The organism is Caballeronia sp. KNU42 (assembly GCF_053760385.1).
The window spans coordinates 243,127-266,491 of sequence record NZ_CM132390.1; the positions used below are offsets into that span (position 1 = coordinate 243,127).

Genomic DNA, 23,365 nt, shown 5'->3' on the forward strand with positions numbered 1-23,365 from the left:
GTTACCTCAATGCGCTGCGTGCTGTGGGTCTGCCGATTCCTTGCGCGCGGGTAGAACTCGGGTCCCTGGGTCAAGGAACACAACACGCCGGCCGACGGGGAAAAGCTGCAGCCCGAACCGTCGCGATACATAACCCCACAGCCCTTGAGGAAAAAACATCGTGACGACAATCGCAAGCGTGCCCAGCCCGATCAGATACCAGGTCCCGAAATCCGACAGGAACTTGTTCAACAGAAAAAATATCAGCGTGCCGATGATCGGCCCTTCAAGCGTCCCCAAGCCACCGATCATCACGATGAAAATCGCGAAGGCGGTCCAGTTCACGGAGAACGCGGCATCAGGTGAGATCCGCAGGTTGCTCACGAAATAGAGCCCGCCCGCGAGCGCGGCGCCGCCCGACGACACGAGATACACGCCTAAGCGAGCACGCTTTACGTCGACTCCCTGACTGTTCGCCGCCACCGCGTTGTCGCGCATGGCAGTGAGCGCGAGACCCCGTTTCGAGCGCAGGAAGACATACAGCAAGCCGATGGCGGCTACCACAATCGCCAGCGCCAGCCATAACGTCAGCGACTCGCGCAACGACCTCGGAACGTCCTGTAGCGCGGTCAGGCTCGTACCCGACCCTCCCCCGAGCCACGAGAGGTTCGCGATGCTCAGGCGGAAGACCTCGGCAATCACCCATGTGCCTATGGCGAAGTACCCGCCCTCCAGCCGGAACGCGACCAGCGAGACTGGCGCTGCGATCAACACGGCTATCGCACCCGCAACCGGCACCGCGGCGAAAGGCGACAAGCCACCGTAGTTCGCGAGTATCAGCATGGCGTATCCGCCGATACCGAAATACGCCTGTTGTCCGATCGACACCATGCCGCCGTAACCCGCGAGCAGGTTCCACATCATGGCGAAGACCAGGTACGCAGCAATCTGCGTGAAGTCGCGCAGGGTGTCGCGGCCAGCCCAATAAGGAAAACTCGCGACCAGCACGGCGACGATCAACAGCACGAGCACGGCCATCCTGCTCGCACGCGTTGCCCGCCGGATTTCGAAATGTCGTTCAGAGACGTTCATGTGATTGCTCATTTGACTAAGCTCCTGGCGCTCATCACGCGGTCTTGGGCAACAGGCCTTGCGGCCGGATCGTCAACAGCGCCAGGAACAGCACGTGTCCCAGCCAGATACCCCATCCTGGGTCGATGTAAAAGCCGATTTGCTGGGCAACGCCGAGTGCGATTCCGCCGAGGAACGTCCCCCAGAACGAACCCATCCCGCCGATGATGACCGCCTCGAACGCATAGAGCAGCAGCGCGGGGCCATCGGACGGAGAAACGGCTGTACGCATCGCATAAAGCGTGGCGGCAAGCGCGATCAGCACGAACGCGATGCCCATTGCAAGGGCGAACGTCTTGCGCGGCGAGACGCCCATCAGTTGCACGATCTCGCGGTCGTCGGAAGTCGCGCGAAAGACCCGGCCGAGCGGCGTGCGGCCAAAGAGCCACTGCAGCCCGAGCGTGGCCGCTACCGTGACGGCAAGCGTCAGGAGCGGCAGGAGTCCGAGCGCTATGCCACCCGGTAACGTGATGCTCATTGACTCGAAGCCACCGGTCCCGAGCGCGCGCGGGTCCGCGGAAAACACTTCCTGCAGCACATTCTGGATCACGATCGAAAGACCGAAGGTGACGACGAGCGATGGCAAGGGGTCACGGCCGCTGACCCGATTGAGTATGGTGTATTGCAGCGCATATCCCGCGCAAAATGCAATCCCGATCAAGACCGGCACGGCAACCAACAGCGGCATATGAGCCAGGTTTGTCAGCACAAACAGGATGAATACCAGCAGCACGATGAAGTCGCCATGCGCGGTGTTGGTCAGGCGCATGACACCAAACACCAGCGACTGGCCCATTGCGAAGAGCGCATAGAGCGCGCCGAGCAGCACGCCCTGCAAGACGATATTGACGATTGAACTCATGACACCGCTCCGAAATAGGCACGCGTAATTGCTTCGTCGGACACATCTGCCGACGCGCCCGCCAGCGATACGCGACCTTCCTGAAAGCAATAAAATCGCTTCGACACGCGCCGCGCCAGTTGCACGTCCTGCTCGACGATGATCGCGCTCATGCCGTCCGCAACGATCGACGGCAACGCGGCATAGATTTCCCTGATCACGACCGGTGCGAGGCCGAGGGAAAGCTCGTCACACATGAGAAGATCCGGATTACTCATCAATGCACGGCCGAGCGCCACCATCTGCTGCTGCCCGCCGGACAACGCGGTCGCCGGATGGGTGCGTCGCTCCTTCAGGATGGGGAAAAGCGCATAGACCGTGTCAAGGGTCCAGCGGCCGGGCCGCGAAGAATAAGCGCCGAGCAACAGGTTTTCCTCGACGGACAGACTCGCGAACAGCCGCCGCCCTTCAGGCACAAGTGCTATCCCCTTTCCGACAATGCGTGCAGCCGCCATGCCGCCGACCGCCTCGCCCTTGTAGGCAATCTGTTGCGCGGGCACTGCCAGTAGTCCAGCCAGCGCCTTCAGGAAGGTGGACTTCCCCGCACCGTTCGAACCAATCAACGCAATCACTTCGCCGCGCTCGACCGTGATATCGATGCCGAAAAGGGCCTGGAAATCGCCGTAAAAAGCGGTCAGGCCGCGAGTTTCAAGAATGGCAGCCATGATCAACCCTCCAGGCCAAGATACACGCGCCTGACTTCGGGGTCGTCCATCACGGCGGCCGGCTTGCCCTCTGCAAGATGCCGGCCGAAGTGGATGACCAGCAAGCGGTCGGCGACGGCGAGCAGCGCATGCACCACATGCTCGATCCATACGATCGTCACGCGCTGCTCTTTGACGCTGCGGATCTCATCGACGAGCTCGTGCGTCTCTCCCTCCGTCAGGCCGCCCGCTATTTCATCGAGCAGCAGCAGTTTCGGCCGGGTCGCGAGTGCGCGTGCGAGTTCGAGGCGCTTGCGGTCCAATAGCGTCAGCGTGCCGGCCAACTGGTCTGCACGGCGCTTGAGACCGGTGCGCTCAAGTACATCGATGCAGACGTCAGCCGCTTCGCGTTCTTTCAGCTCACCGCCAAAGGTGGCGCCAACCAGCAGGTTCTCGAATACCGTCATACCGCTGAAAGGCCGGGGCACCTGATACGAGCGCCCGATACCTGCCACACACCGGCGATACGGCGCCAGCTTGCCGATATCGGCTCCGTCGAATTCGATCGTGCCGGCGTCCGGCCGCACGTCGCCGCTGATGAGGTTGAAGAGGGTAGTCTTGCCCGCGCCGTTCGGTCCGAGGATCCCATAGGTCTCGCCTTGCTCGATCGCGAAGCTGATGTTGTCGGTGACCTTCAGCGCACCGTAGCTCTTCGACACGCCCGTCAATCTGAGAACGCAACTCATGCTCGCCTCCCCTCTAGCCGATCAACTTGAGCGGGCCGGACAGCGGCACATTCGGCGCAAGCTGGTTGTTCACGATGGCAAGGTCGAAGCGATGTGTCTGCCCCTTGATCCATTGACCGCCAACCAGCGGCGTCTTCGCGACGTTCTTCACCGGCCCGCTGCCCCATGCGACGTGACCGACGACGGTATCGAGTTTCGTCGATGCCACCGCATCGCGAATCGCTTCGTTCGAGTCAACGTCCTTGGTTCGCTTGAGCGCGTCGACCGCGATCTCGAACAGCGCGTGCGCGAAGCCAATAGGCTGGGTCCATTGTTTCGATGTCCCCTTCTCGTACGCGTCGGCTAACTGGCGTGCCGACTGCCCTGTCAGCGACGACTTGAACGGATGCGAAGGGGACCACCACACTTCGGTTGAGAGACCCTCGCCAAGATCGCCCAGCGCTTCTATGGAAGTCGGGAACAGGAGCGCCTTTCCAATCGAGATGACCTTCGGCTTGAATCCTTGTTGACGGGCCTGCACCAGGAAGTTCTTCGCGTCAGGCGGAATCACGACGCCCGTTACGATCTGCGCACCGCCTTGCTTGAACGCTGCGATTTGTGCCGAGAAGTCCTGCGTCATGGACTGAAAGCGGCCAGGGTCCTTCAGCGTAAAACCTTTTTGCGCAAGCACGGGCGGAAAGCCGAGCTTGCCGTCGCCCCATGCGTTGCCGTCACCGTCGTTTGGAAAGAGTCCGCCGACCGACTTGTTCGTCTGCACCGATTGCCACATGCCGGTGTACACGGCAATCACATCTTCAAGACCCCAGAAGAAGTGGTACGTAAAACGAAAGCCCTTCTTGGGATCGCCCTTCCTGCCGAAGAACCACGGTTGCCACGGCACGACCGTGGAGACGCACGGCATCTCGTTGATCTCGCACGCGTCGCTCACGGGATTGGCTGTCTCCGGCGTTCCCGAAACCAGCATGATGTCGACCTTGTCCTTCAGGATCAGGTCGTTCGCCACCTCGCCGGCGCGGTTCGGATTCGACTGGCTGTCCTTGACCAAAATGGCGACCGGATACTGCTTGCCATTGATCGCGATGCCGTCTTTAAGCGCTGCCTGCATCTGTCCGATGACAAAGCGGTCAGCTTCGCCGAACGGTGCAAGCGGACCGGTTTGCGGCGACACGTAACCGATCTTGAGCGTACGCGAACTGGCAGCGTTCGCGATGCGCGCAAGCAGCGGAGAAGCCGCGACAAGCGTACCGCCCGCCGCGAGCTTCACGAAATGACGGCGAGCGCCGTTGATGGAATGATCGTCCATGTCTGTCTCCTTCAGTCTTTTATGGTGCTGTGCCGGCCTTCTTGCGTGCCTGGCTCAGGGTAGTCAGTCGGGGCGGCGGCCCTCGTAAGCGGCTTCGAGTAGAGCCCTCAACGCGCCGTGTTCGAGGGGCCGCGGATTCCAGTAAGGGTTCTTCAATGCAATATCCAGCGCGACGCCAATATCCGATTCCTTCAGGCCGATATCTTTCAATGCGGTCGGTGCGCCGTTGTCACGCGCGAGATCGAATACGCCAAGCGCTGCATCTGACACTCCAAGCGCACGCGCGATCCGCTGCATCGCGAGCGGTGCCGCTTCGCGGTTGTACGCAAGCGCATGCGGCAACACGATGGTGTGCGTCTCAGCGTGCGGCAAATTGAAGGTCCCGCCGAGCGTGTGGCACAGCTTGTGATGCAATGCCATGCCAACGCTGCCGAGCACGGCGCCGCACAGCCATGCGCCGTAGAGGCAATCGGCCCGGGCATCGAGATCGTCAAGGCGGGAAACAACGCGACCTATGCCCGCTCCCAGCGCACGAATGCCCTCCTCCGCCATCAATCCGGTGATCGGGTTCGCATCTTGTGCGTAGAGCCCTTCCGCGGCGTGCGCGATTGCGTTGATGCCGCTTGTGACAGACAGCGAGGCCGGCAGCGACACCGTCAGTTCGGGGTCGTAGATGACAGTCTTCGGCAACACACGCAGGTCGCGGCCGGTCTTCTTCAACCCGGCTTCGGTGAGCCCATAGACAGGCGTCATTTCCGAGCCTGCATACGTGGTTGGAACGGCAATGATCGGCAGCGATGAAGTCAGCGCAATCGCCTTGCCGAGCCCGGTCGTGGAGCCACCGCCTATCGCCACGGCGCAGTCGGCGCCCAGCTTCGTAGCGTAATCGCGAGCCTCCTGCGCAGTCTCGACAGGCACATGCATGACTGCCTTCGAAAACACGCCAACTGCCCGCGAACCAAGCCGCGCGGCGAACCCTTCAGCCTGCTCGCGCTGCTGCGGCGTGGACAGCACGATGGCGCGTTTAGCCCCCAGGAGATCGATCTCGCGCTCGAGATGGCGGATGCTGCCCGCACCAAACACCACGCGTGAAGGCAAACCCTGATAGATGAACGGGTTCATGATCGGCGCGGATAATAAGGCGGAATGTTGGCGTCGACGTTCACCCAGACCGACTTCGGCTGCGTGTATTCGCGCATGACTTCAAAGCCCATCTCGCGGCCATAGCCGCTCGAGCCCACTCCACCGAACGGTGACGCCGGGCTCACCCGCTTATAGCAATTGATCCAGACCATGCCGCTTTTCAACTGCCGCGCAAAGAGATGCGCGCGTTGCAAGTCGCGCGTCCACATGCCGGCGCCCAGTCCGTATTCAGTGCCGTTTGCAATCGCCAGGGCCTCTTCATCGCTCCCGAATGTGCTCACCGTCACGAACGGTCCGAATACCTCTTCCTGCGACACGCGATCGGAAGGCTTTGCAGCAACAATAGTCGGCTCTACATAACAACCGTCGGCGAGCGCGGCGTTATCCGGCGCTTTGCCGCCTGACAGGATGCGACCGCCCTGCTCGCGGGCGACATCGACGTAAGACAGCACGCGGTCACGATGATGACGCGACGTCAGCGGCCCCATCTCGGTCGCCGGATCGAGCGGATCGCCGATCCTGATCGAACGCGCCAGCGCGATAAAACGCTCAAGCAGTTCGTCCGCCACCGATTCATGCACGATCAGCCGCGATGCCGCAATGCAAGCCTGCCCCTGGTTATGAAAGATGCCGAACGCAGAACCTTGCACGACAGCGTCGAGATCGGCATCGGCGAATACGACGTTCGCACCCTTGCCGCCCAGTTCGAGTTGCACCTTCTTGAGATTGCCGGCCGAAGCCTGCACGACCTTGCGCCCGACCGCGGTCGAACCGGTGAACGCCACCTTGCTGATCTCCGGATGTTCGGCAATATATTGCCCCGCCACCTGACCGAGACCCGGCACGATGTTGACCACGCCTGGCGGGAAACCTACCTCGGCCATCAGTTCGGCAATCGCGAGACTGGACAGCGGCGTGAGTTCGGCCGGTTTCATGATCACGCAGTTGCCGGCGGCAAGCGCGGGCGCCATCTTCCAGCTGGTGAACATCAACGGAAAATTCCATGGCACCACCTGCCCGACCACGCCGACCGGTTCGCGCGTCACATAGTTCAGGAAGCCCGCTTCAACCGGAACCACCGTCCCTTCGAATTTGTCCGCCATGCCGCCGAAATAACGGAACGTGACAGCCGTGCGCGGCACGTCGAGATTGCGGGTATCGCGAATCGGATGCCCCGTGTCCAGCGATTCGAGCCGTGCCAGTTCATCGGCATTCGCTTCAATGGCGTCGGCCAGCTTGAGCAGCAGGCGGCCGCGATCCATCGCCGCCATGTTGCTCCACTTCGGAAACGCAGCTTTCGCCGCGGCGACGGCACGGTCGATATCCGCAGGACCGGCCATCGACACTTGAGCGATCACGGAGTTGTCGTGCGGGTTGAGTGAAGCCAGCGTTTCACCGCTCTCGGCGGGAACGAATCGGCCATTGATGAACAGTTGCGTTTGCATGGTGGTCCTGCCTGATGAACGGATGAACAGATGAAAGCTTAAGACAAAGCCCTGCCCGCGACGCCGGCGGGACCGGCGTCGTCAGGGACTTGAAGAGGCAACGGGGGTTTAGAGCGGTACCGGATACGGCGGGAGTTCACCGCTCTCGTAACGCTTGGGCAGATCGGGGGTTGCGTTCTCCCATACGAGCAGCATGGAACGCTTTTGCGAATAACCCTTGTGGCGAATATCGGCAGGCATGGCCGCGATGTCGCCGGCGTTCATCGTGATGCGGGCGCGGGGTTCGCCCGTGTCCTTGTCGCCGACGTCCCAGATGATCTGGTCGGACAGTTGCAGGAACCACTCCACGCGATCGTTGCCATGAAAGACCGGCAGCACGAATTCCTCGGTGGTCGGGCAAAAGAGACTCTGCTTGCAGACGGAGGTGACCGATGGATTCCAGGTCACGTCCGAACGTGAGAGGTATTTGAAAAGACTGAACGCATGCAGCTCATGTTCGAAGCCAGGCTCGGCATGAATCTCCGGCTCGTCCTGAACGATGTCAGCAAACTGCCGGTTGACCGGGAGGTCATCGCGCAAGGGCGAATCACCCACGAGGCCGGGCATGCGTTTCGTTGCAATGCGCGTGCGCTCGATCGCGCCGATGTTGTCGCCATGCTTGATACCGAATGCCGAACCGGTTTCTTCCGGAGCGGCGAACGGATCAAACCCTTCGTTGACCCAGTCCCTCAGGATCGCCTTGAAGGTCGCCATGATCAACGGCGTTTCGAATTGCTGCGTGTAGTCGACGCCCGCGTCCTTGAAGCTCGCGTTGTACGAACCGGCATACATGTCCACGCGGCCGTAGTGATTGCGCGTGCCGATCACTTCGTCGAAGTTGACCCAGCCGTAGAAAAATCCCCACGCCACGTCACGCATCATCGCGCGCAGGAAGTCGTCGGCATGCATCTGGTGCGAACGGGTTTCCCCCTTCGACGGCCATTTGACCGTGACGAAATAAGCATCGCGGCTGAATTCGAAATCACCTAGCGTGAAGGTACGGTATCCGCTCGTCTTGTCCGGGTCGGTCGCGGTAACACTTTGAAAACCTGCTGACTGGTCCATGGCTTGTTCCTTGAAAATTGATCAGGTCGATGTCGATAAGGCGGCTCACGGCCTCATTGAATGCCTCATTGGATACATATCTCGGCCCACTTCTCGACCGAACACGAACCAAGAATGGTCTGGACGAGCAGGACGCCTGTCTGGCGGGCTTCGAATCGATAAGCGGAACCGGCAGGCAGCAGCGCCTGATGGCCACGGCGCAGGCGCACATACCCCATCGGCTGGCCTGCAGGTTCGCCTTCGAGACGCACGCTGCCTTCCGTATCGGCGTTGACGAGCGGACCGTCTGAGGGCTTGATGAAATGCACGTCGATCTCGCCGTCGAGCACCACCGCGAACTCATCGTGCGACGCGCTGAACCACGGCGAAACGCCTTCGGCACGAACCGTCTCGATCACGTATTTGAGGTTTTTCCCGACCACCACTTTCTCGTAGGGCGCCGCGTGGCTAGCTACCTCGAATACATTGGACATGGCGTAATGTCCGGGTTTGCCCTTGATGATTTCGATGGAGCCCTTGCGGTAGTTGCCGAGGCTGCCGAGATAGGTCTCTTGCATGTCTGTCTCCATTACTTTCGTGAAAGACGGTTATGAACGCGTTGCCTTGGAACGAAGATTAGGGCCGCGCGCGCACCGGGGCAATGGATTGAGGTTCGCGTTTGGCGAACCATGCGTGCTCGCAAAAGACGTTAGGGAAAGTACTGAGAAGCGGGCCGCGGGGCGCTTACCCCGCTCATGCGTCACCGAGTTCATCGCCGACGTTCTTGGTATCGTCATCGGGCGGCGAGATACCCAGCGCCCGGTCCCATTGCGGTTCACGCAGGTAGCGCGCACGCAGGAACTCGACAAACGCTTTCACTTTCGTGGTCGACCGGTGGGACGCCGGATAGACCGCCGAGAGCCATAGCGGCGGTGCAGCATACTCGGGGAGCACGCGTACGAGACGTCGTTCGAGCAGGTCGGCGGCGGCCACCATCGTCGGCAGATAGGCAACGCCGGCACCGGCGCGAGCGAATTCGAGGAGCAGGTGCACGCTGTTTGTCTTAAGCACCGGATTGAGTGCGATCTCGAAACATTCGTTGCCCTTCATGAGGGGCCAGTTGTCGCCCCACGGGTAATACGAATAACGCGCGAAATCGTGCCGCACGAGGTCGAGCGGCGTTTCTATGACGGGCTCCTCCTTCAGGTAACCGGGGGCCGCGCAGAGCACGCCCCGCACTGGAAAGAGCTTGCGTTCGACCAGCAGGTTCGACGCGGGCGGGTAGATCTGCAACGCCAGGTCAAACCCTTCCTGCACGGGATCGATCACGCGATCGTTGACCGTCACCACGAATTCGATACGAGGATGCGCCTCGCGAAAAGCAATCAGCGCGTGCGAAAAATGACCCAGCGCGAAACCCGGCAGCACGTGAACGTTGAGCGTCCCGCTGAGCGAGTGCGTTTCGGCGCTGGTACGGCCGGACAGTTCGTGGACTTTATTGACGAGTTGGGCGCAGTCGCGATAATAAGACTCACCCACTTCAGACAGGCGCACCGCACGCGTGGAGCGATGGAAGAGCGCGACGTTGAAATGCTCTTCAAGCTGCTTGACGCGCGACGTGACGACCGACTTTGCAACACCGAGCTGACGTGCCGCGTTCGCGAAGCTCTGCGCTTCGGCGGCGCGCACGAACGCTTCCATCGATATGAAAAGGTCCACGCTGTCTCCTGATCGTTTTGTATGAACCGCTATTGTGTAGGGGGATTCTAGTTCTTTAGGCCGGGTGCCGCGGTGGGCTGACTGGTGGATGCGACCTGAATTGATCTTAAGAGTGCGCATGCGAAGCCGCACTTGAGTTATATGCACAGTTAAAAAACGATCGATGCAAATCGACAATCGGGACACACCGGATAACGCGTGAAGCGCATCCTCGGCCAGGTCACAAGACTACAAGATTACGAAATTACGAAATTACGAAATTACGAAATTACGAAAGGGAAAGCTGCAATGAAGCTGTCATTCGAAGTCCTTGAAGCGCTGGATGCAATCGACCGCACCGGCACGTTCGCCGAAGCGGCCGAATTGCTGCACCGGGTGCCGTCGTCGCTCAGCTACCTCGTGCAGAAGCTCGAAAGCGATCTCGATGTCGCGCTGTTCGATCGCACCGGCAGGCGCGCCAGGCTCACGCATGCGGGACGTGTCGTGGTCGAGGACGGCAGGCGCTTGCTGCTTGCCGCGGAGCAATTGGAACAGCGCGCGCAACGCATTCAGGAAGGCTGGGAGGCGGAGCTGCGAATCTGCATCGACGAGATCCTGCCGCTCGATGCCTTCTGGCCCTATGTACAAGCGTTCTACGACCTGAAGATGGATACGCGGCTACGTCTGTCGAGAGAAGTGCTCGGCGGCACCTGGGACGCGCTGGTCACGCGGCGCGCGGATCTCGTGGTCGGCGCGGCTGGCGAGCCGCCGCACCTGCCTCATCTCGTGACACGGCCGCTCGGATCGCTGCGGCACGTGTTTGTGGTCGCGCCGGATCACCCGCTGGCGAACCTTCCCGAGCCGCTTGGAATAGATACCGTCGCGCGTTATCGCGGTGCGGTGATCAGCGATACGTCGCGAGAGTTGAGGCCGCGCTCGGTCGCCACCGGGACTACGCAGGAATTCATCGCGCTGCCTACGCTCAGCGCCAAGCTCGCCGCGCAATGCGAGGGGGTGGCCGTGGGCACCATTCCCGAATGTCTTGCCGAGAAACCGATCGCCGAAGGCAAGCTCGTGGCCAAGCGCGTGACCGGCATGCGCGAAGTCACGGACTGCCATCTCGCGTGGCGCGACGATGAGACAGGTCGGGCGTTGCGCTGGTGGGTCGAGCAACTGGATCAGCCGGATTTGATCGACCGCTTCATAGCGCGGTAAGGGTTTTTGCTCGCGCCGGTGGACGGTCTTTTGAGGGTTGGGGGGTGGCGGGGATGGAGGTGGGTTGGCAGGTTATTGCGTTAGTGGTCGGGGTTGATGCCGGGTTGCTAGGTTCCTGTGTTAGCGGTCGGGGTTGATGCCGGGTCGCTAGGTTCTTGCGTTAGCGGTAGGAGTCAATGCCGGGTTGCTAGGGTCCTGCGTTAGCTGTCGGAGTCAGTGCGGGGTTGCTGCTTTCAAGGTTAGTGGTCTGCTTAGGTTGCCTAATTTCTTTATCACTGTTAGCCACTGCGCGTGGCGGCGCGTCATTTCTTTGTCCAAAGCGACAAAGAAACGAACCAAAGAAAGCGCTTTCAAAACGCGGGCCCATAAGTTGACCTAGCGTGCAGCCTCCACATTTTTGGCACCCCAAAAGCACGGTGCTCACCAGAACCACGGATGTGTGAACCCCTCCTTCTCGCGAATTCTTACACGCACACGCTTCGCCCCGTACGCTCTCGGGCAAGCACGCTTGCCAAGAAACCCGCACGGCCCCACGCGTATTCGCCGCTTCAGGTCTTCATGGGTTAGCTGCTTGGTCGGCGCGACTGGTGGGGTTACATTTGTTAGGTACGGCCTCACGCATCTTCGCGGCCTCGTTTCGAGGTGGGTTGGCGACGTGGTTCGGTATGCGTACAAATTCGGTGAATGGTTTTTCGCGGATAGCGCGGGGTGCCCCTTGGGCAGGTTCAGTCACTGGTGGCGAAGCGTGTGGGTATCCGTGTTCGGAGAAGGAGGGTTTCACACATCCGTCGCTCTTGCGAGCACCGTGCTTTTGGGGTGCCAAAAACGTGGAAACTGCACGCTGGGTCAACTTACGAGCCCGCGTTTTGAAAGCGCTTTCTTTGCTTCGTTTCTTTGTCGCTTTGGACAAAGAAATGACGCGCCGCCACGCGCAGTGGCTAATAGTGATAAAGAAATGAGCCAACTCAGGCAGACCACTAACGCCGAAAGCAGCAACCCGGCACTGACTCAGATCGCTACCGCAGGAACCTAGCACCCCGGCATTGACTCCAACCGCTAACGCTAGATCCGACCAACCCGGCCCTAACCCCTCCCCTACCACCCATACTTAAGCTCCACACCAATATAATCGGCATTGCGGCCACCCACCGCGCGTATAGCATCGCCGACCTGGAAATGCACCGCTTCGACCGAGCCGATCAGATTCGCCGCGATGGTCCAGTCCGCACGCAATTGCACGTACATGCCCGTCCATAGACTGCCATGACCGGCCGTCCCCGGCACCGGCACCGATCCTTGTGCATACACGGCGTCCGCCGTGGTCGCGCGCCACTGGAAGCCAACGGCTGCCAGCAACGACAAGTTGCTCGCAGGCTTCAGCGTAATGCTCGGCTTGACGTGAATCAGGTTGCTGTAGCCGGTGTAACCCGCCAGCGTAAAATAGTAGCCATTGGGGAACAACGGGTTGAACGTCCCGATCCGGCCATCGCCCGGGTGACGATCGCCCGATGCGGCGTCGACCTGGATGCCCGCACGCGGCGTCCAGGGAACACCGCTGAAGGTATAACCTGCCAGCGACCCCAGCGCCCACGCACCGATCGTGCTGTTGCCAACATGCCCGCTTTGCAGCATGGTCTCCACATCCCAGTCCACCTGCCCGCCCTTACCCGTGTAACGCAAGTCGAACACGTCCCGGCGCTCATCGCCCGCAGCATCAATAAAATGCGCGTTGTCGCGGTTATAGCGCGAGTAGTATCCGGACAGGTCGCCCGGTCCCACGTCCTGACGCTCGAAACGCACGCCGCTGAACGTGAGGTGCCGGTTCGAGACGTCGTCAAAGTCGCTGACATCACGATTCTGCACCGGCTGCGTAGCATAGGCGATGAAACGCCAGCGCTGAATCTCCCAATCGGTCCAGAGCCCGTCGAATGCTTGCCGGACATTCGGGCCATCACGCACGGAAATGAAGCGCTGCAAATCGAACGCCATCTCCTGACGTCCCAGTCTGAACTTGAACGTGCCGCCGCCCAGCGCGCCAACGTAGGTGATGAACGCCTGCTCGAGATCGAGCGGGTTCTTGTCGACCGGCGACACCGAGTCCTTCCCGTAAGGCTGGGCATCTTCGATCTGCGTGAAGATCTGCAGATGGTCGCCAAGACGGATGTCGGCATGTACTTCAGCGCGTTGCAGCAGGTAGGTATCGGCATGGTTCGCACCGACGCCGAACAACGCGGCATTGTTGATCTCCAGCCGCTCGCGCAGGTTCGCACCGAGCGAGAGGTACGACGCCGGATCGCCACCCAGCGGCACGTACTTGAGGCCGTCCAGCGGCTCGCGCGGCACGCACGGATTCGCGAGCACCGACCAGTCCTCTTGCCATCGATTGAACAAGACAGTGGGACGTCTAACGTCGCAGGTCGTCACTGGCGTGGGCGCGGGTGGTGGTGCGTCTGCCGCATCCGGCGCAGCGCGTGCGTCCATTGCCGCGCCGCTCGCACCTACTGCCAGCGTAAAGCCCGAGAGCGCCAGCAATCGGCGTGTCTGCCTCATTGAGCGGCCGTGTCGTGGATCTCGGCGATGTACCCACCCGGAAATTCGACGATCGATGTCTTGCCCTTGTCAGTCTGGTACGGCGCAAACAATACCTTGGCGCCTGCCGCCTCGGCCTTCGCCAGCGTCGCCGCGAGGTCGGTCACCTGGTAGCCGGTCGTCTCGCGCCCGAACGGAAACGGCAGCTTGCCATCGGTCACGAACACCATCATCTTGCCGAAACCCGATTCAATCCGGATGCAGCGCATGGTCTCACCCGGACGACCGATCACGCCGGCATCCGCATGCCGGTCGTCTGACATAACCTTGCCTTGCGAGAACCGCACGAACCGGCGCACGAAGTTATCGACGGCAGAGCGGGACATGTACACGCGATTGTCCGGCACCGACTCAAGCGGCCCATATGAAGGCGCTTTCGTATGCCAGTACAACTGCATGTTCAAGCCACCAGGCCAGCGGATCAGCGCGTCCTTGCCGATAGGGTCGTCGAACGGCTCGACAATCACATCCGCACCCGCGGCATGGGCCGCGCGCACGGCGTGGTCCATATCGGTCACGAGATAGCCGGTGCGCTCGTCGCCGAAGGGATAAGGGATCGGCGTCTGGAACGCAAACACGGAGAGCATGCCGACCGGCGTCTGCACGTATTGCGATGCGGTCTTGCTCGGCGTCGGCGTCACGGTGAAGACCGCACGCGGCGAAGCCTTGCCGCCGAAGGTCGCGAGGAAGCTATTGACGAACGCATCGATATCTTCATTCGACACATACACGTGGGTCGTATCGTACTGAGGTCCGACGGATACGTTCGTGCCCGCCGACACCGGCTTGAGTTCGGCTGCAGCCTGGACAACACCGGGCGCGCTCGCCGTGCCGAGCAACACGCAGGCGAAGGTAACCGCGGCGGCAAGCCGGGAGACGGAATTGCGCGACATGAAAAGCTCCTGTTTCGATTCGATATAAAGGGAGGTTAGATAGCGATGCGCTCGATTCACTTGCCACCATTTCCCGGGTCGGCGGACGGCGACGCTTTCGCCGCTACCGGCGCCTCATGCTGAACCTGCACGCTGTCCGGGAACAGATGCGCGCGCACCACGGGTATCGTATGCTCCCCGAGCACGATACCCAGCAATCCTGCGAGCGCGATCAACGGCGGCGCGGGTGACTGCACGCGCACCAGGCAATACAGCAGGCCGACCACGAAGCCTGCCGCAAGCGAAATAAGATAGGGCATCGTCAAGTCTCTTGTCTAAAGCAAACTACTCTTTCCAGTCGGAGCCGAGGATCAGCCCACAGAAATTCATGCGCCGATAGTTCGGGTCGCAGCGTTCGAGCACGTCGGCGTTGACCGTACCGAATGTGGTTGCGGGACGGTTCGCCATCGCCTGCGCGAACACGTCGATGATCTGTTGCTTGAAGCCCGTGCCGCGCGGATATTCGACCAGCACCGCGTTGCGCTGAACGTGACCGACCTCGTCGAAATGCATGCCGAGCAGATCCGTTTCGACACCGGCCGCAACCAGCCCGGTCAACGCGGACATATGCGAACAAATGCCGAACGTGGTGTGCAATGCGATCGCATTCCAGACATCGGCGATATCGTCATTGGGTATGCCGTAACGCCCAAGAAAATCCCTTACCGCATTGGCGCTGTCCACTTCGAAGCGCACTTGCGAATCACGATAAAGCGTGGTCAAGCCGATGTCATGAAAAAGCGCAGCCACGTACAGCAACTCGGCGTTGAAGACGAGCTGCCTGCGAACGCCGATCAGCGCCGCGAACAGGAACACCCGCGATGAATGGCGATAAAGAATATCCGGCTCGATAGCGCGTGCGGCGGCAACCGCCGCACGCGCCATCTCGCTGTCAGGAATCGCGATTCCCGCGATGCGCTTCGCCATCGCCACCTCCTTCGGCCAGCCTGCACGAACCCTCTGCTCATGCGCCCTCAAGCGACCTGAATCGTCCTCAATTCTCCACGACGCTTCAGAACGCAAAGCAACTGCAGCCAAGCGCACCCCAGAACCCGTTTGCATCGCTGACGGGTACCTGTTTGCGCCATGCCCACATGTGACCGTGAGCATGAATGCCGCACAGGTTCACGCAACTGTCGGTGCACGCTTGCTGGAGAATCGTAGCGGGCTGGTATCGGCTATAACCTCCGAACTCCGCTACCGGCGACCAGGAAGGACTGACCGGCAACGGCGGCGGTCCGAGCGTGCTGAACTCCGCGTCCGCATGAACCACCTTGCCGTTGACCACGGTCAGCACTGACGACAAGTACTTGATGCGCGTTTCATCGACCGTGAAATAGTCGTCGGTGAGCGCCGCGAAGTCCGCGAACTGCCCGGGCACCAGCGCGCCCTTACGGTCCTCTTCGCCCGAGAACCAGCTGCTGCCCACCGTATAGCGGCGCAACGCTTCCATGCGGTCCAGGCGGTCCTGCGGTGCGTACATCTGCATGCCGCCGACCGTGCAGCCCGACACCATCCAGTACAGCGACACGAACGGGTTGTAACTTGCCACGCGCGTGGCGTCGGTACCGGCGCCTACCGGCAGGCCTGCCGCCAGCATCTGCTGAATCGGCGGAGTCCTGGCGGCCGCCTGCGCTCCATAGCGATGGACGAAATACTCGCCCTGGAACGCCATGCGGTGCTGAATGGCAATGCCGCCGCCAAGCGCCGCAATGCGGTCGATGTTGCGCTGTGAAATGGTTTCGCAATGGTCGAAGAACCAGCGCAGGCCATTGAACGGCGTGTCCTGGTTGACGCGCTCGAAGACGTTCAGGAAGCGCTCGACAGACTCGTCGTACGTTGCATGCAGACGGAACGGCCAGCGGTTCTGCACAAGCAGCCGCACGACCGCTTCCAGTTCCGGCTCGAGCGTCTCCGGCAGGTCGGGACGCGGCTCGAGAAAATCCTCGAAATCAGCCGCGGAAAAGACCAGCATCTCACCCGCGCCATTCAACCGCAGGAAGTCATCGCCCTCGCCTGGCTTGGTCATCTTCACCCAGCGCGCGAAGTCCTCGATCTCCTTCTTCGCATTCTGCGTGAAGAGGTTATAGGCAATGCGCAACGTCAGTTCACCACGCTTGGCCAGCGCCATGATCACGGCGTAGTCGTCGGGATAAGCCTGGTAGCCGCCGCCCGCATCGATCGCGCTTGTGACGCCAAGGCGATTGAGTTCGCGCATGAAATGCCGCGTCGAATTCACCTGGTCGTCGTAGGCAAGCTTGGGTCCCTTCGCGAGCGTCGCGTACAGCAGACCCGCGTTGGGGCGGGCGATCAGCATGCCAGTCGGATTGCCGCGCTTGTCGCGCTGGATTTCACCGCCCGGCGGATCAGGCGTGTCCTTGCTATAGCCCACTGCACGCAGCGCGGCCGCGTTCAACAGTGCGCTGTCATAGAGATGCAGGATGAACACGGGCGTGTCCGGCGCAATGGCGTTGATCTCTTCGAGCGTCGGCCCGCGCCGCTCCGCGAACTGCAGCTCGTTCCAGCCGCCGATCACGCGCACCCATTGCGGTGCAGGCGTACGCGCGACCTGCCGGCGCAGCATGTCGAGCGCATCGCCAAGCGACGGCACGCCGTCCCAGCGCAATTCCATATTGAAGTTCAGGCCGCCCCGGATCACGTGCAGATGCGAGTCGTTAAGTCCCGGGATGACTGTGCGCCCTTTCAGGTCGACACGTTGAGTGCCGGCGTGGGCGAACTGCATCGCGTGAGCGTCGGTGCCGGTGGCGAGAATTTTTCCGTCCTTGACCGCGAGTGCCGTCACGAAAGATCGCTTCTCATCCTGGGTAGCAATCTTGCCGTTGAAAAAAATGGCGTCCGCGGACGCAGCGGCAGGGGTTGGCGCTGTCATCGTCGTCCTCATGCTTTAGGGTGTGCGACGGCGGCGAACGTGGTTCACCAAGAAAGGGAAACCACCGTTCGCGGCCGCAAGTTGACGTGCTTGTTCTTTAAGCCCTGTCGGACTTTCAGCCGCCCGCTTCGCTCGCATGCTCACCGAGGATCTGCTTCGCGTAACGCACGCCGATACCGTAGGCGCTATGCGCCTTGAAGATATCCATGCAGCCGTCATACGTCTCGCCGCGCGCCCAGTCACGTTGCAGCTCGCACATGAACTGCAATGAGGTCATGGGCACAGCGCCCGCCTGGATGATGCGTTGCACGGCGCGCTCATGCGCTTCTTCCGTGATGTCTCCGCACGCGTCCGTCGGGACATAGATCTCGTAGCCTGCGGCCAGCATCTGCACGGTCGGAAACGTCACGCAGACTTCCGTCCACAGACCGGCGATCACGATCTTCTTGCGCCCGGTCGCTTCAATCGCCTTGCGGAAGTTCGCGTCTTCCCAGGAGTTCATCGAGGTACGGTCGATCGGCTTTTGTTCAGGAAAGACGGCCTGGGGTTCAGGGATGAATTCGCCGCTGAACGTCTGCGCGGCGATCGTCGTGAGGATCGTGGGAACGTTGAACAGCTTGGCGGCTTTCGCGAGGACCTGGACGTTGTGCACGATGGTCGTGCGGTCATGCGAATGCGTTCCAAAGAACATCTGCGGCTGGTAGTCGATCAACGCGAGAGCACAAGTGTCGGGGGTGAGTAATTCATGCGGCATGGAATGCTCCTTGGTCTGGCCTCAGACTGAATCGGCACGGCGACGCACGCCACCGTGGAAGATGTCGATAACCGAAAACGGCAGGCGTATGCCGCATCTCGATTCCGGTTCGAGGCTACAGAGAGGGAGGCTTAAAGTCCTGAGGCCGACCTGAATCCTTCTTAAAGGATCGAGCCGCTCGTGCGTTGATGCGCCGGCGCGCGCAAGGTCAAATGTGCCAGCGCGGCAGCCTTGCGCTCACCGTTGTCTTCGAGTTGCTGCAACGCGTAGGCCCGCGTAGTTGCAAGCAGCCGATAGCGCGAAGGAACCGCTCCGCTATCGTGAATCACGAGCGACTTCGAGACGAGGCCGCCAAGCGCATCGAGGATCTCGGTCTGCGAAAAGCCGTGGGCGGCCCCCATGTGGCAGGCTGCGTCGAAGGAAAATCCGTTCAGGAAGACACCGAGCCAACGCAGCAACGTACGCTCGGTATCGTCGAGAAGACGATAGCTCCAGTCGAGCATCGCCTTCAACGTCTGATGGCGTGGCAACACACCCCTGAAGCCACCCGTCAGGATGCGAAAACACTCGTCGAGATGGTCCACCAGCACTTCAATGCCAAGCACGGCCGCACGCGCCGCCGCCAGTTCGATCGCAAGCGGTATGCCGTCGAGTCTTCGGCATACAAGGCCCGTGAGAACGATGCTGCGTTCATCGGAAGAAAAGCACGGATCGATCGTGCGGGCGCGAGCAATGAATAGCTGCACCGCACTTGTTTGAAGGATCTCATCGCCCACGCTTGCATCGGGGGGCACGTCGAGCGGCGGCACGTGAAACAGCGCCTCGTCCTGGATGCGAAGTGCCTCGCGGCTGGTCGCGAGCACGCATAACGCGGGGTTGACGGCCGTCATGGCACAGGCCATTTCAGCGGCCGCGTCGATCACATGCTCGCAATTGTCGAGAACAATCAGCACACGGCGGCCGGCTATCTCGGCCGCGATCAGATCGGACGACAAACCGCTCGCAGGCAATTTCATACCGAGCGCACCGGCCAGCGCCTCCAGAGTGAAACGCGGATTCGACACCGAGGCAAGCGGCACGAACACCACGCCGTCCGGAAAACGCATGGTGGCCTGACCTGCAACTTCCAGCGCAACCCGCGTCTTGCCAATACCGCCCGCGCCAACCAGTGTGACAACGCGCCCGGCATTCAGTGCGCCCAGCACTTGCGCGACCAGGGTTTGCCGGCCGATCAAAGCCGATACGCCCGCAGGAAGCATGATCGAAGCGCATGGCAACAAACCCGCAGTGGCTTCATGCTGCAAGGGTGCCTCTTCATGCGCCTGCATCAACCGATAACCGCGTCCTGGCACCGTCTTGATCAGATCGCGATCTGCACCGAGCGCCTTGCGCAAGGCGGCAATATGAACCTGCAGATTGTTTTCCTCGACCACCGTCTCGGGCCACACGTGACGCATGATCTCGTCCTTCGAGACCAGCGTTCCTTGTGCACGGATCAGCAGCTCGAGAATCTCGAACGCGCGGCTGCCAATGCGCAGCGACACGCCGTCAAGCAGGATTTCCCTGCTTTCGAGGGAGATGAGAAGTTGCCCGATCCGGACCATCGCACGCTCGATTCCGAAGGGTGACGTTTGAAAAAACGGGTCACGGTGATAAGCGGTTCAGATGGCAAATCTTAAGGCACGGACACGAATCAAAGATTGAAAAATTTCGATTCCATCAATCGAAAATCTTGATGTATTTGCGCTTCGCAAAGCGCACGAGGGTCTTATGCCGGCAAGCGTTGTCCGCATGTCGATGGAACCGGCGCTTATAGTCGGCTTGCTGGGCGTGAATTCTTTAAGAGGTCAGTTCATGCAGCTTGTGCATGCCTTCGCGCAGCCAGTCCAGCAGCGTGCGTTCGGTATTCACCGTCACGGGTATCTCGGTGTTCAGCTTGCGCAGGGTGTCCTGCTGTTCCGAAAGCAGCTGGCACATCTGCTGGCCTATTTCCGGCCGGCTCTTGAGCAGCGGCGTGAGGTCCACCTTATCCAGCCGATAAAGCACCGCCCGCGTCAAAGCCGTGACTTGCGCCTGAACCGGCAAACCCGCCAGCACGCCCGCTTCACCAATGGAATCTCCAGGTCCGAGGCGCGCGGTTTCGACCGGGCCGGAGGGTCCCTTCACGATCACCGACATGACACCCGACTCGACGATCATCAGGTAGTCCATCACCTCCTCTGACGCGACCACCTCCTGATTCGTTTCGTATTCGTGACGGGACAGTCTGCCGGACAGCGCTTCGATCTCTTCAGCCTTCAAGGCACGGAAGAGATCGACATGTGACAGGAGCCGTTGCCGGCTGTCGGCCGCGTCGTGGCGTGGCGGCCGTGGAGCGCTCAGTGGCCAGAGGTCGATACCCGCGGCTGCGAGATGACGATGGCAAAGATCGTAAAGCTGGTTCGTCACGACCACGGACTTGCCCATGTCGTCGATATAAACCGTGACCTCGTATTCGATCGAGTTGATCGAGGCTTTCTTGACAAGCGTATAGGGTGCGGGTGTTTGCAGAATCATATTGCTTCCCGCTACCGCGCGCTCCAGCGCGGCAAGGACAGTCGCCGGGCGTTCTTCCGGCGAAATCTGGAGCGCGACGGACACGCCGTGAAGCGCAACGGGACGGCTGCTGTTGGTGATCTTGGCCTTGGCCGCCAGACTGTTCGGGACGATGACAACATTGCCCTGTGAAGTGAGCAGGTGAGTCGCCCGCCAGTTCATCTCGAGTACCTTGCCGTCCACGCCGTCCACTGAAACCCAGTCCCCAATGTGATACGGCTCGGTCGAGTTCAGCACGATCCCGGCGAACACATCGCTAAGCGTACTTTGGATGGCGAGACCCACCACGATTGCCAGCGCACCGGAGGTGGCAACCAGTCCCGTCACCGGCAAACCCAGCACGAATGCAAGCGAGGCGACGACAGCGGCAAGAAAAACCAGCGCACCGAGTACGTCCTGGAAAAGGCGGTCCTTGTGCCACTGGCGTGATTGGAACGCGGCGTCCAGTGACATCGTAAGAAGACGCGCACCGAGGAGCCACCACGAAACCTCAAGGATCTGGGCCGCAAGATGGCGGCCCGGGGACTCAGGCCATGGCGCCGGTGTGAAGGGACTTAGCGTTGATCCGAACATCAGCAGCGCACTCAGCAGCGCGAAGATCACCAGTCTGAGGAGCAAGCGAAGGGTGTCGTTGCGTGGAAACGCTGCGCGCCAGAGCACGACGTTCACCATGACCAGCACGAAGCCAAGAACCAGTGGATCTTTCACAAGACTGCTCCCGACATGGAGGACCTTCAGCGTTACCGCGCCACGAACGGGCGAGGACCGGTGTTTGCCCGCAGCATCACAGCCTGCCAGCCCGCTCGCGCTTCCACCCACGCGGCTACTGCGAGCAAACGCTCGTCGTGCTGCGCCGCGCCGACCAGTTGAGCGCCCAGCGGAAGACCGGCGGGCCCAAGGGCGATCGGCAGCGTGATAGCGGGAACACCCAGGAAGGTCCATGGAGCGCACAACGAAGCGTCGCCGGTATAGTCGAGTCCGACTGGCGCTTCCCCTTTAGCCGGGGCGACGAGAAGCACGTCAAGACGCATCTCTTCATGCAGCCAGCGGTCAAAGAGATGAGCCAGCCGCACCTGCGCAGCCCTCGCTCGTGCATAGTCGATGCCCGATACGCCGCGGCCTTCATTGATCAACGACTTCATGACCAAGCTGACCAGGCCGGGCGAGCGATCCAGAAGCGGACCATGCACCACCGCCGCTTCTACCGCCAATATGGCCGATACCAGCGGTCCGATGTCCAGCAGTTCAACCGGCAAATCGACCGTGACGACCTCCGCTCCATCGGCTTCCAGTTGTGCCGCCAGCCGGGCCAACGCGCTGTCCTGAGCCGGTTCCATCGCGCTGCCGACTTGCCTGCGCAGCATGCCGATGCGGATGAACGCCCCGCCGTCGTTGCCCTGGCTTTGGTTTTTGCTACGGACGTGCGAAGAGTGAAAGTCCTGATCGTCGGAACCCGATACCACTTTAAAGGCGTATGCCGCATCTGCGACATTGCCAGTGAACATGCCGATATGATCCAGCGATGGCGCCAGCGGCAACACACCGGTTCTGGCAATGCTCCCATACGTCGGTTTGAACCCTACGACACCGCAATACGCCGCGGGGCGAATAACGGAACCAAACGTCTGGGTCCCGAATGCAAGAGGAACAATCCCCGCCGACACGGCCGCGGCAGAGCCGCTGGACGAGCCGCCGGGCGTATGCTTTTCATTCCATGGATTGACCGTCGGACCCGGCTGGCGCCAGGCAAACTCCGTTGTAACTGTCTTGCCTGCAATGGATCCACCTGCTTGCCGCAAGCTCGCCACCAGTACTGCATCGGTCTCGGGCCTGCGGCCCGCGTATGCCGGCGAGTTGTACTCGGTCGGCATGTCCGCCGTGTCGATGAGATCTTTTATGCCGATGGCAATACCCGCGAGCGGCAACTCCGTGCCGGCTTGATTGACCACCGGCGCGTCCGGCAGATAACTGAATGCGCGCAACCACGGTTGACTTTGCCGGGCGGCCTTATCGGCGGATTCAATGCTCTGCCGGATCGTCAGAGCACCGCTCTGGACAGCACTGCGGATGTCGAGCAGGCTAAGTGCGTTTGCTGGTTCAGTCATCTCGTGAATAATCCCGGTATGTAGTCCGTGGCCTGGGCGCGCTAATGCGTAAGTATGCCGCATCGAAATCCTGTCACGTATCCGATTCCGGCGCCCCCAGGATCTTGAGTAACTCAATGGGACTCAAACGTAAGTCACAGCAACAGGCACGGAAACACCGGCATGATTGCCGCTGAGGAGATGAAACGAAGGATGATAAAGCGAGGGGTAAG

The 23,365-nt window shown here is 60.9% G+C and carries 19 protein-coding genes and 1 pseudogene; 1 reads left to right on the forward strand and 19 read right to left on the reverse strand.

The annotated features are described in order from the left end of the window. Nucleotides 1-6: 6 nt before the first annotated feature. From ACSOSP_RS32555 to ACSOSP_RS32600, 10 genes are all read right to left on the reverse strand, one after another. A complete protein-coding gene (locus tag ACSOSP_RS32555) occupies nt 7-1,083 on the reverse strand; it encodes a branched-chain amino acid ABC transporter permease (protein WP_455314782.1) in 1,077 nt (358 codons plus the stop codon). A gap of 22 nt (nt 1,084-1,105) precedes the next feature. Continuing rightward, entirely contained in the window at nt 1,106-1,972 is an 867-nt protein-coding gene (locus ACSOSP_RS32560) for a branched-chain amino acid ABC transporter permease (protein ID WP_455314783.1), read from the reverse strand. Then, complete coding sequence (locus ACSOSP_RS32565) at nt 1,969-2,676, reverse strand: ABC transporter ATP-binding protein (protein WP_455314784.1); 708 nt, start codon at nt 2,674-2,676, stop codon at nt 1,969-1,971. Before ACSOSP_RS32565 ends, ACSOSP_RS32560 begins: the two co-directional genes overlap by 4 nt. Before the next feature lie 2 nt (nt 2,677-2,678). Continuing rightward, nucleotides 2,679-3,401: an ABC transporter ATP-binding protein gene (locus ACSOSP_RS32570; RefSeq protein ID WP_455314785.1), complete on the reverse strand. Its 723-nt coding sequence runs from the start codon at nt 3,399-3,401 to the stop codon at nt 2,679-2,681. 13 nt (nt 3,402-3,414) lie between these two features. Beyond that, nucleotides 3,415-4,704 carry an ABC transporter substrate-binding protein gene (locus ACSOSP_RS32575; RefSeq protein ID WP_455314786.1) on the reverse strand — a complete coding sequence of 430 codons (1,290 nt, stop codon included), beginning with the start codon at nt 4,702-4,704 and terminating at the stop codon, nt 3,415-3,417. Between the two features lie 63 nt (nt 4,705-4,767). Then, nucleotides 4,768-5,826 (reverse strand): maleylacetate reductase, encoded by a 1,059-nt coding sequence (locus ACSOSP_RS32580; RefSeq protein ID WP_455314787.1) that lies wholly within the window; start codon nt 5,824-5,826, stop codon nt 4,768-4,770. Continuing rightward, a complete protein-coding gene (locus ACSOSP_RS32585; protein WP_455314788.1) occupies nt 5,823-7,292 on the reverse strand; it encodes an aldehyde dehydrogenase family protein in 1,470 nt (489 codons plus the stop codon). Before ACSOSP_RS32585 ends, ACSOSP_RS32580 begins: the two co-directional genes overlap by 4 nt. A gap of 108 nt (nt 7,293-7,400) precedes the next feature. Continuing rightward, complete coding sequence (locus ACSOSP_RS32590; RefSeq protein WP_455314789.1) at nt 7,401-8,396, reverse strand: hydroxyquinol 1,2-dioxygenase; 996 nt, start codon at nt 8,394-8,396, stop codon at nt 7,401-7,403. Between the two features lie 65 nt (nt 8,397-8,461). After that, the gene (locus ACSOSP_RS32595) at nt 8,462-8,953 is read right to left on the reverse strand and encodes a hydroxyquinol 1,2-dioxygenase (RefSeq protein ID WP_455314790.1); all 492 of its coding nucleotides are present in this window, start codon (nt 8,951-8,953) and stop codon (nt 8,462-8,464) included. Nucleotides 8,954-9,128: 175 nt separating this feature from the next. Then, nucleotides 9,129-10,094: a LysR family transcriptional regulator gene (locus tag ACSOSP_RS32600; RefSeq protein ID WP_455314791.1), complete on the reverse strand. Its 966-nt coding sequence runs from the start codon at nt 10,092-10,094 to the stop codon at nt 9,129-9,131. Nucleotides 10,095-10,382: 288 nt separating this feature from the next. Between ACSOSP_RS32600 and ACSOSP_RS32605 the strand changes: the two genes are divergently transcribed. Beyond that, nucleotides 10,383-11,288 carry a LysR family transcriptional regulator gene (locus ACSOSP_RS32605; protein ID WP_455314792.1) on the forward strand — a complete coding sequence of 302 codons (906 nt, stop codon included), beginning with the start codon at nt 10,383-10,385 and terminating at the stop codon, nt 11,286-11,288. Nucleotides 11,289-12,383: 1,095 nt separating this feature from the next. Here ACSOSP_RS32605 and ACSOSP_RS32610 read toward each other — a convergent pair. From ACSOSP_RS32610 to ACSOSP_RS32650, 9 genes and pseudogenes are all read right to left on the reverse strand, one after another. Beyond that, nucleotides 12,384-13,838 carry an alginate export family protein gene (locus ACSOSP_RS32610; RefSeq protein WP_455314793.1) on the reverse strand — a complete coding sequence of 485 codons (1,455 nt, stop codon included), beginning with the start codon at nt 13,836-13,838 and terminating at the stop codon, nt 12,384-12,386. Beyond that, a complete protein-coding gene (locus ACSOSP_RS32615) occupies nt 13,835-14,770 on the reverse strand; it encodes a glyoxalase (RefSeq protein ID WP_455314794.1) in 936 nt (311 codons plus the stop codon). Before ACSOSP_RS32615 ends, ACSOSP_RS32610 begins: the two co-directional genes overlap by 4 nt. 56 nt (nt 14,771-14,826) lie before the next feature. Further along, a complete protein-coding gene (locus ACSOSP_RS32620; RefSeq protein WP_455314795.1) occupies nt 14,827-15,069 on the reverse strand; it encodes a DUF1427 family protein in 243 nt (80 codons plus the stop codon). A 25-nt stretch (nt 15,070-15,094) separates the two neighbouring features. Then, complete coding sequence (locus ACSOSP_RS32625; protein WP_455314796.1) at nt 15,095-15,736, reverse strand: HD domain-containing protein; 642 nt, start codon at nt 15,734-15,736, stop codon at nt 15,095-15,097. 85 nt (nt 15,737-15,821) lie between these two features. Next, nucleotides 15,822-17,699 carry an amidohydrolase gene (locus tag ACSOSP_RS32630; RefSeq protein ID WP_455314797.1) on the reverse strand — a complete coding sequence of 626 codons (1,878 nt, stop codon included), beginning with the start codon at nt 17,697-17,699 and terminating at the stop codon, nt 15,822-15,824. A gap of 115 nt (nt 17,700-17,814) precedes the next feature. Next, a complete protein-coding gene (locus ACSOSP_RS32635) occupies nt 17,815-18,453 on the reverse strand; it encodes a hydrolase (protein ID WP_455314798.1) in 639 nt (212 codons plus the stop codon). A gap of 206 nt (nt 18,454-18,659) precedes the next feature. Further along, nucleotides 18,660-20,057, reverse strand: a pseudogene (locus tag ACSOSP_RS32640) (ATP-binding protein); the annotation flags it as partial. 235 nt (nt 20,058-20,292) lie between these two features. Then, the gene (locus ACSOSP_RS32645) at nt 20,293-21,756 is read right to left on the reverse strand and encodes a mechanosensitive ion channel domain-containing protein (RefSeq protein ID WP_455314799.1); all 1,464 of its coding nucleotides are present in this window, start codon (nt 21,754-21,756) and stop codon (nt 20,293-20,295) included. A 32-nt stretch (nt 21,757-21,788) separates the two neighbouring features. Then, nucleotides 21,789-23,153, reverse strand: a complete 1,365-nt coding sequence (locus tag ACSOSP_RS32650) for an amidase (RefSeq protein ID WP_455314800.1) — start codon at nt 23,151-23,153, stop codon at nt 21,789-21,791. Nucleotides 23,154-23,365: the final 212 nt, after the last annotated feature.

Excerpts from the sequence above, each read along its gene's own strand:
- ACSOSP_RS32555 (WP_455314782.1), bottom strand. The coding sequence starts at position 1,083 with ATGAGCAATCACATGAACGTCTCTGAACGACATTTCGAAATCCGGCGG.
- ACSOSP_RS32560 (WP_455314783.1), bottom strand. The coding sequence starts at position 1,972 with ATGAGTTCAATCGTCAATATCGTCTTGCAGGGCGTGCTGCTCGGCGCG.
- ACSOSP_RS32565 (WP_455314784.1), bottom strand. The coding sequence starts at position 2,676 with ATGGCTGCCATTCTTGAAACTCGCGGCCTGACCGCTTTTTACGGCGAT.
- ACSOSP_RS32570 (WP_455314785.1), bottom strand. The coding sequence starts at position 3,401 with ATGAGTTGCGTTCTCAGATTGACGGGCGTGTCGAAGAGCTACGGTGCG.
- ACSOSP_RS32575 (WP_455314786.1), bottom strand. The coding sequence starts at position 4,704 with ATGGACGATCATTCCATCAACGGCGCTCGCCGTCATTTCGTGAAGCTC.
- ACSOSP_RS32580 (WP_455314787.1), bottom strand. The coding sequence starts at position 5,826 with ATGAACCCGTTCATCTATCAGGGTTTGCCTTCACGCGTGGTGTTTGGT.
- ACSOSP_RS32585 (WP_455314788.1), bottom strand. The coding sequence starts at position 7,292 with ATGCAAACGCAACTGTTCATCAATGGCCGATTCGTTCCCGCCGAGAGC.
- ACSOSP_RS32590 (WP_455314789.1), bottom strand. The coding sequence starts at position 8,396 with ATGGACCAGTCAGCAGGTTTTCAAAGTGTTACCGCGACCGACCCGGAC.
- ACSOSP_RS32595 (WP_455314790.1), bottom strand. The coding sequence starts at position 8,953 with ATGCAAGAGACCTATCTCGGCAGCCTCGGCAACTACCGCAAGGGCTCC.
- ACSOSP_RS32605 (WP_455314792.1), top strand. The coding sequence starts at position 10,383 with ATGAAGCTGTCATTCGAAGTCCTTGAAGCGCTGGATGCAATCGACCGC.
- ACSOSP_RS32610 (WP_455314793.1), bottom strand. The coding sequence starts at position 13,838 with ATGAGGCAGACACGCCGATTGCTGGCGCTCTCGGGCTTTACGCTGGCA.
- ACSOSP_RS32615 (WP_455314794.1), bottom strand. The coding sequence starts at position 14,770 with ATGTCGCGCAATTCCGTCTCCCGGCTTGCCGCCGCGGTTACCTTCGCC.
- ACSOSP_RS32620 (WP_455314795.1), bottom strand. The coding sequence starts at position 15,069 with ATGCCCTATCTTATTTCGCTTGCGGCAGGCTTCGTGGTCGGCCTGCTG.
- ACSOSP_RS32625 (WP_455314796.1), bottom strand. The coding sequence starts at position 15,736 with ATGGCGAAGCGCATCGCGGGAATCGCGATTCCTGACAGCGAGATGGCG.
- ACSOSP_RS32630 (WP_455314797.1), bottom strand. The coding sequence starts at position 17,699 with ATGACAGCGCCAACCCCTGCCGCTGCGTCCGCGGACGCCATTTTTTTC.
- ACSOSP_RS32635 (WP_455314798.1), bottom strand. The coding sequence starts at position 18,453 with ATGCCGCATGAATTACTCACCCCCGACACTTGTGCTCTCGCGTTGATC.
- ACSOSP_RS32650 (WP_455314800.1), bottom strand. The coding sequence starts at position 23,153 with ATGACTGAACCAGCAAACGCACTTAGCCTGCTCGACATCCGCAGTGCT.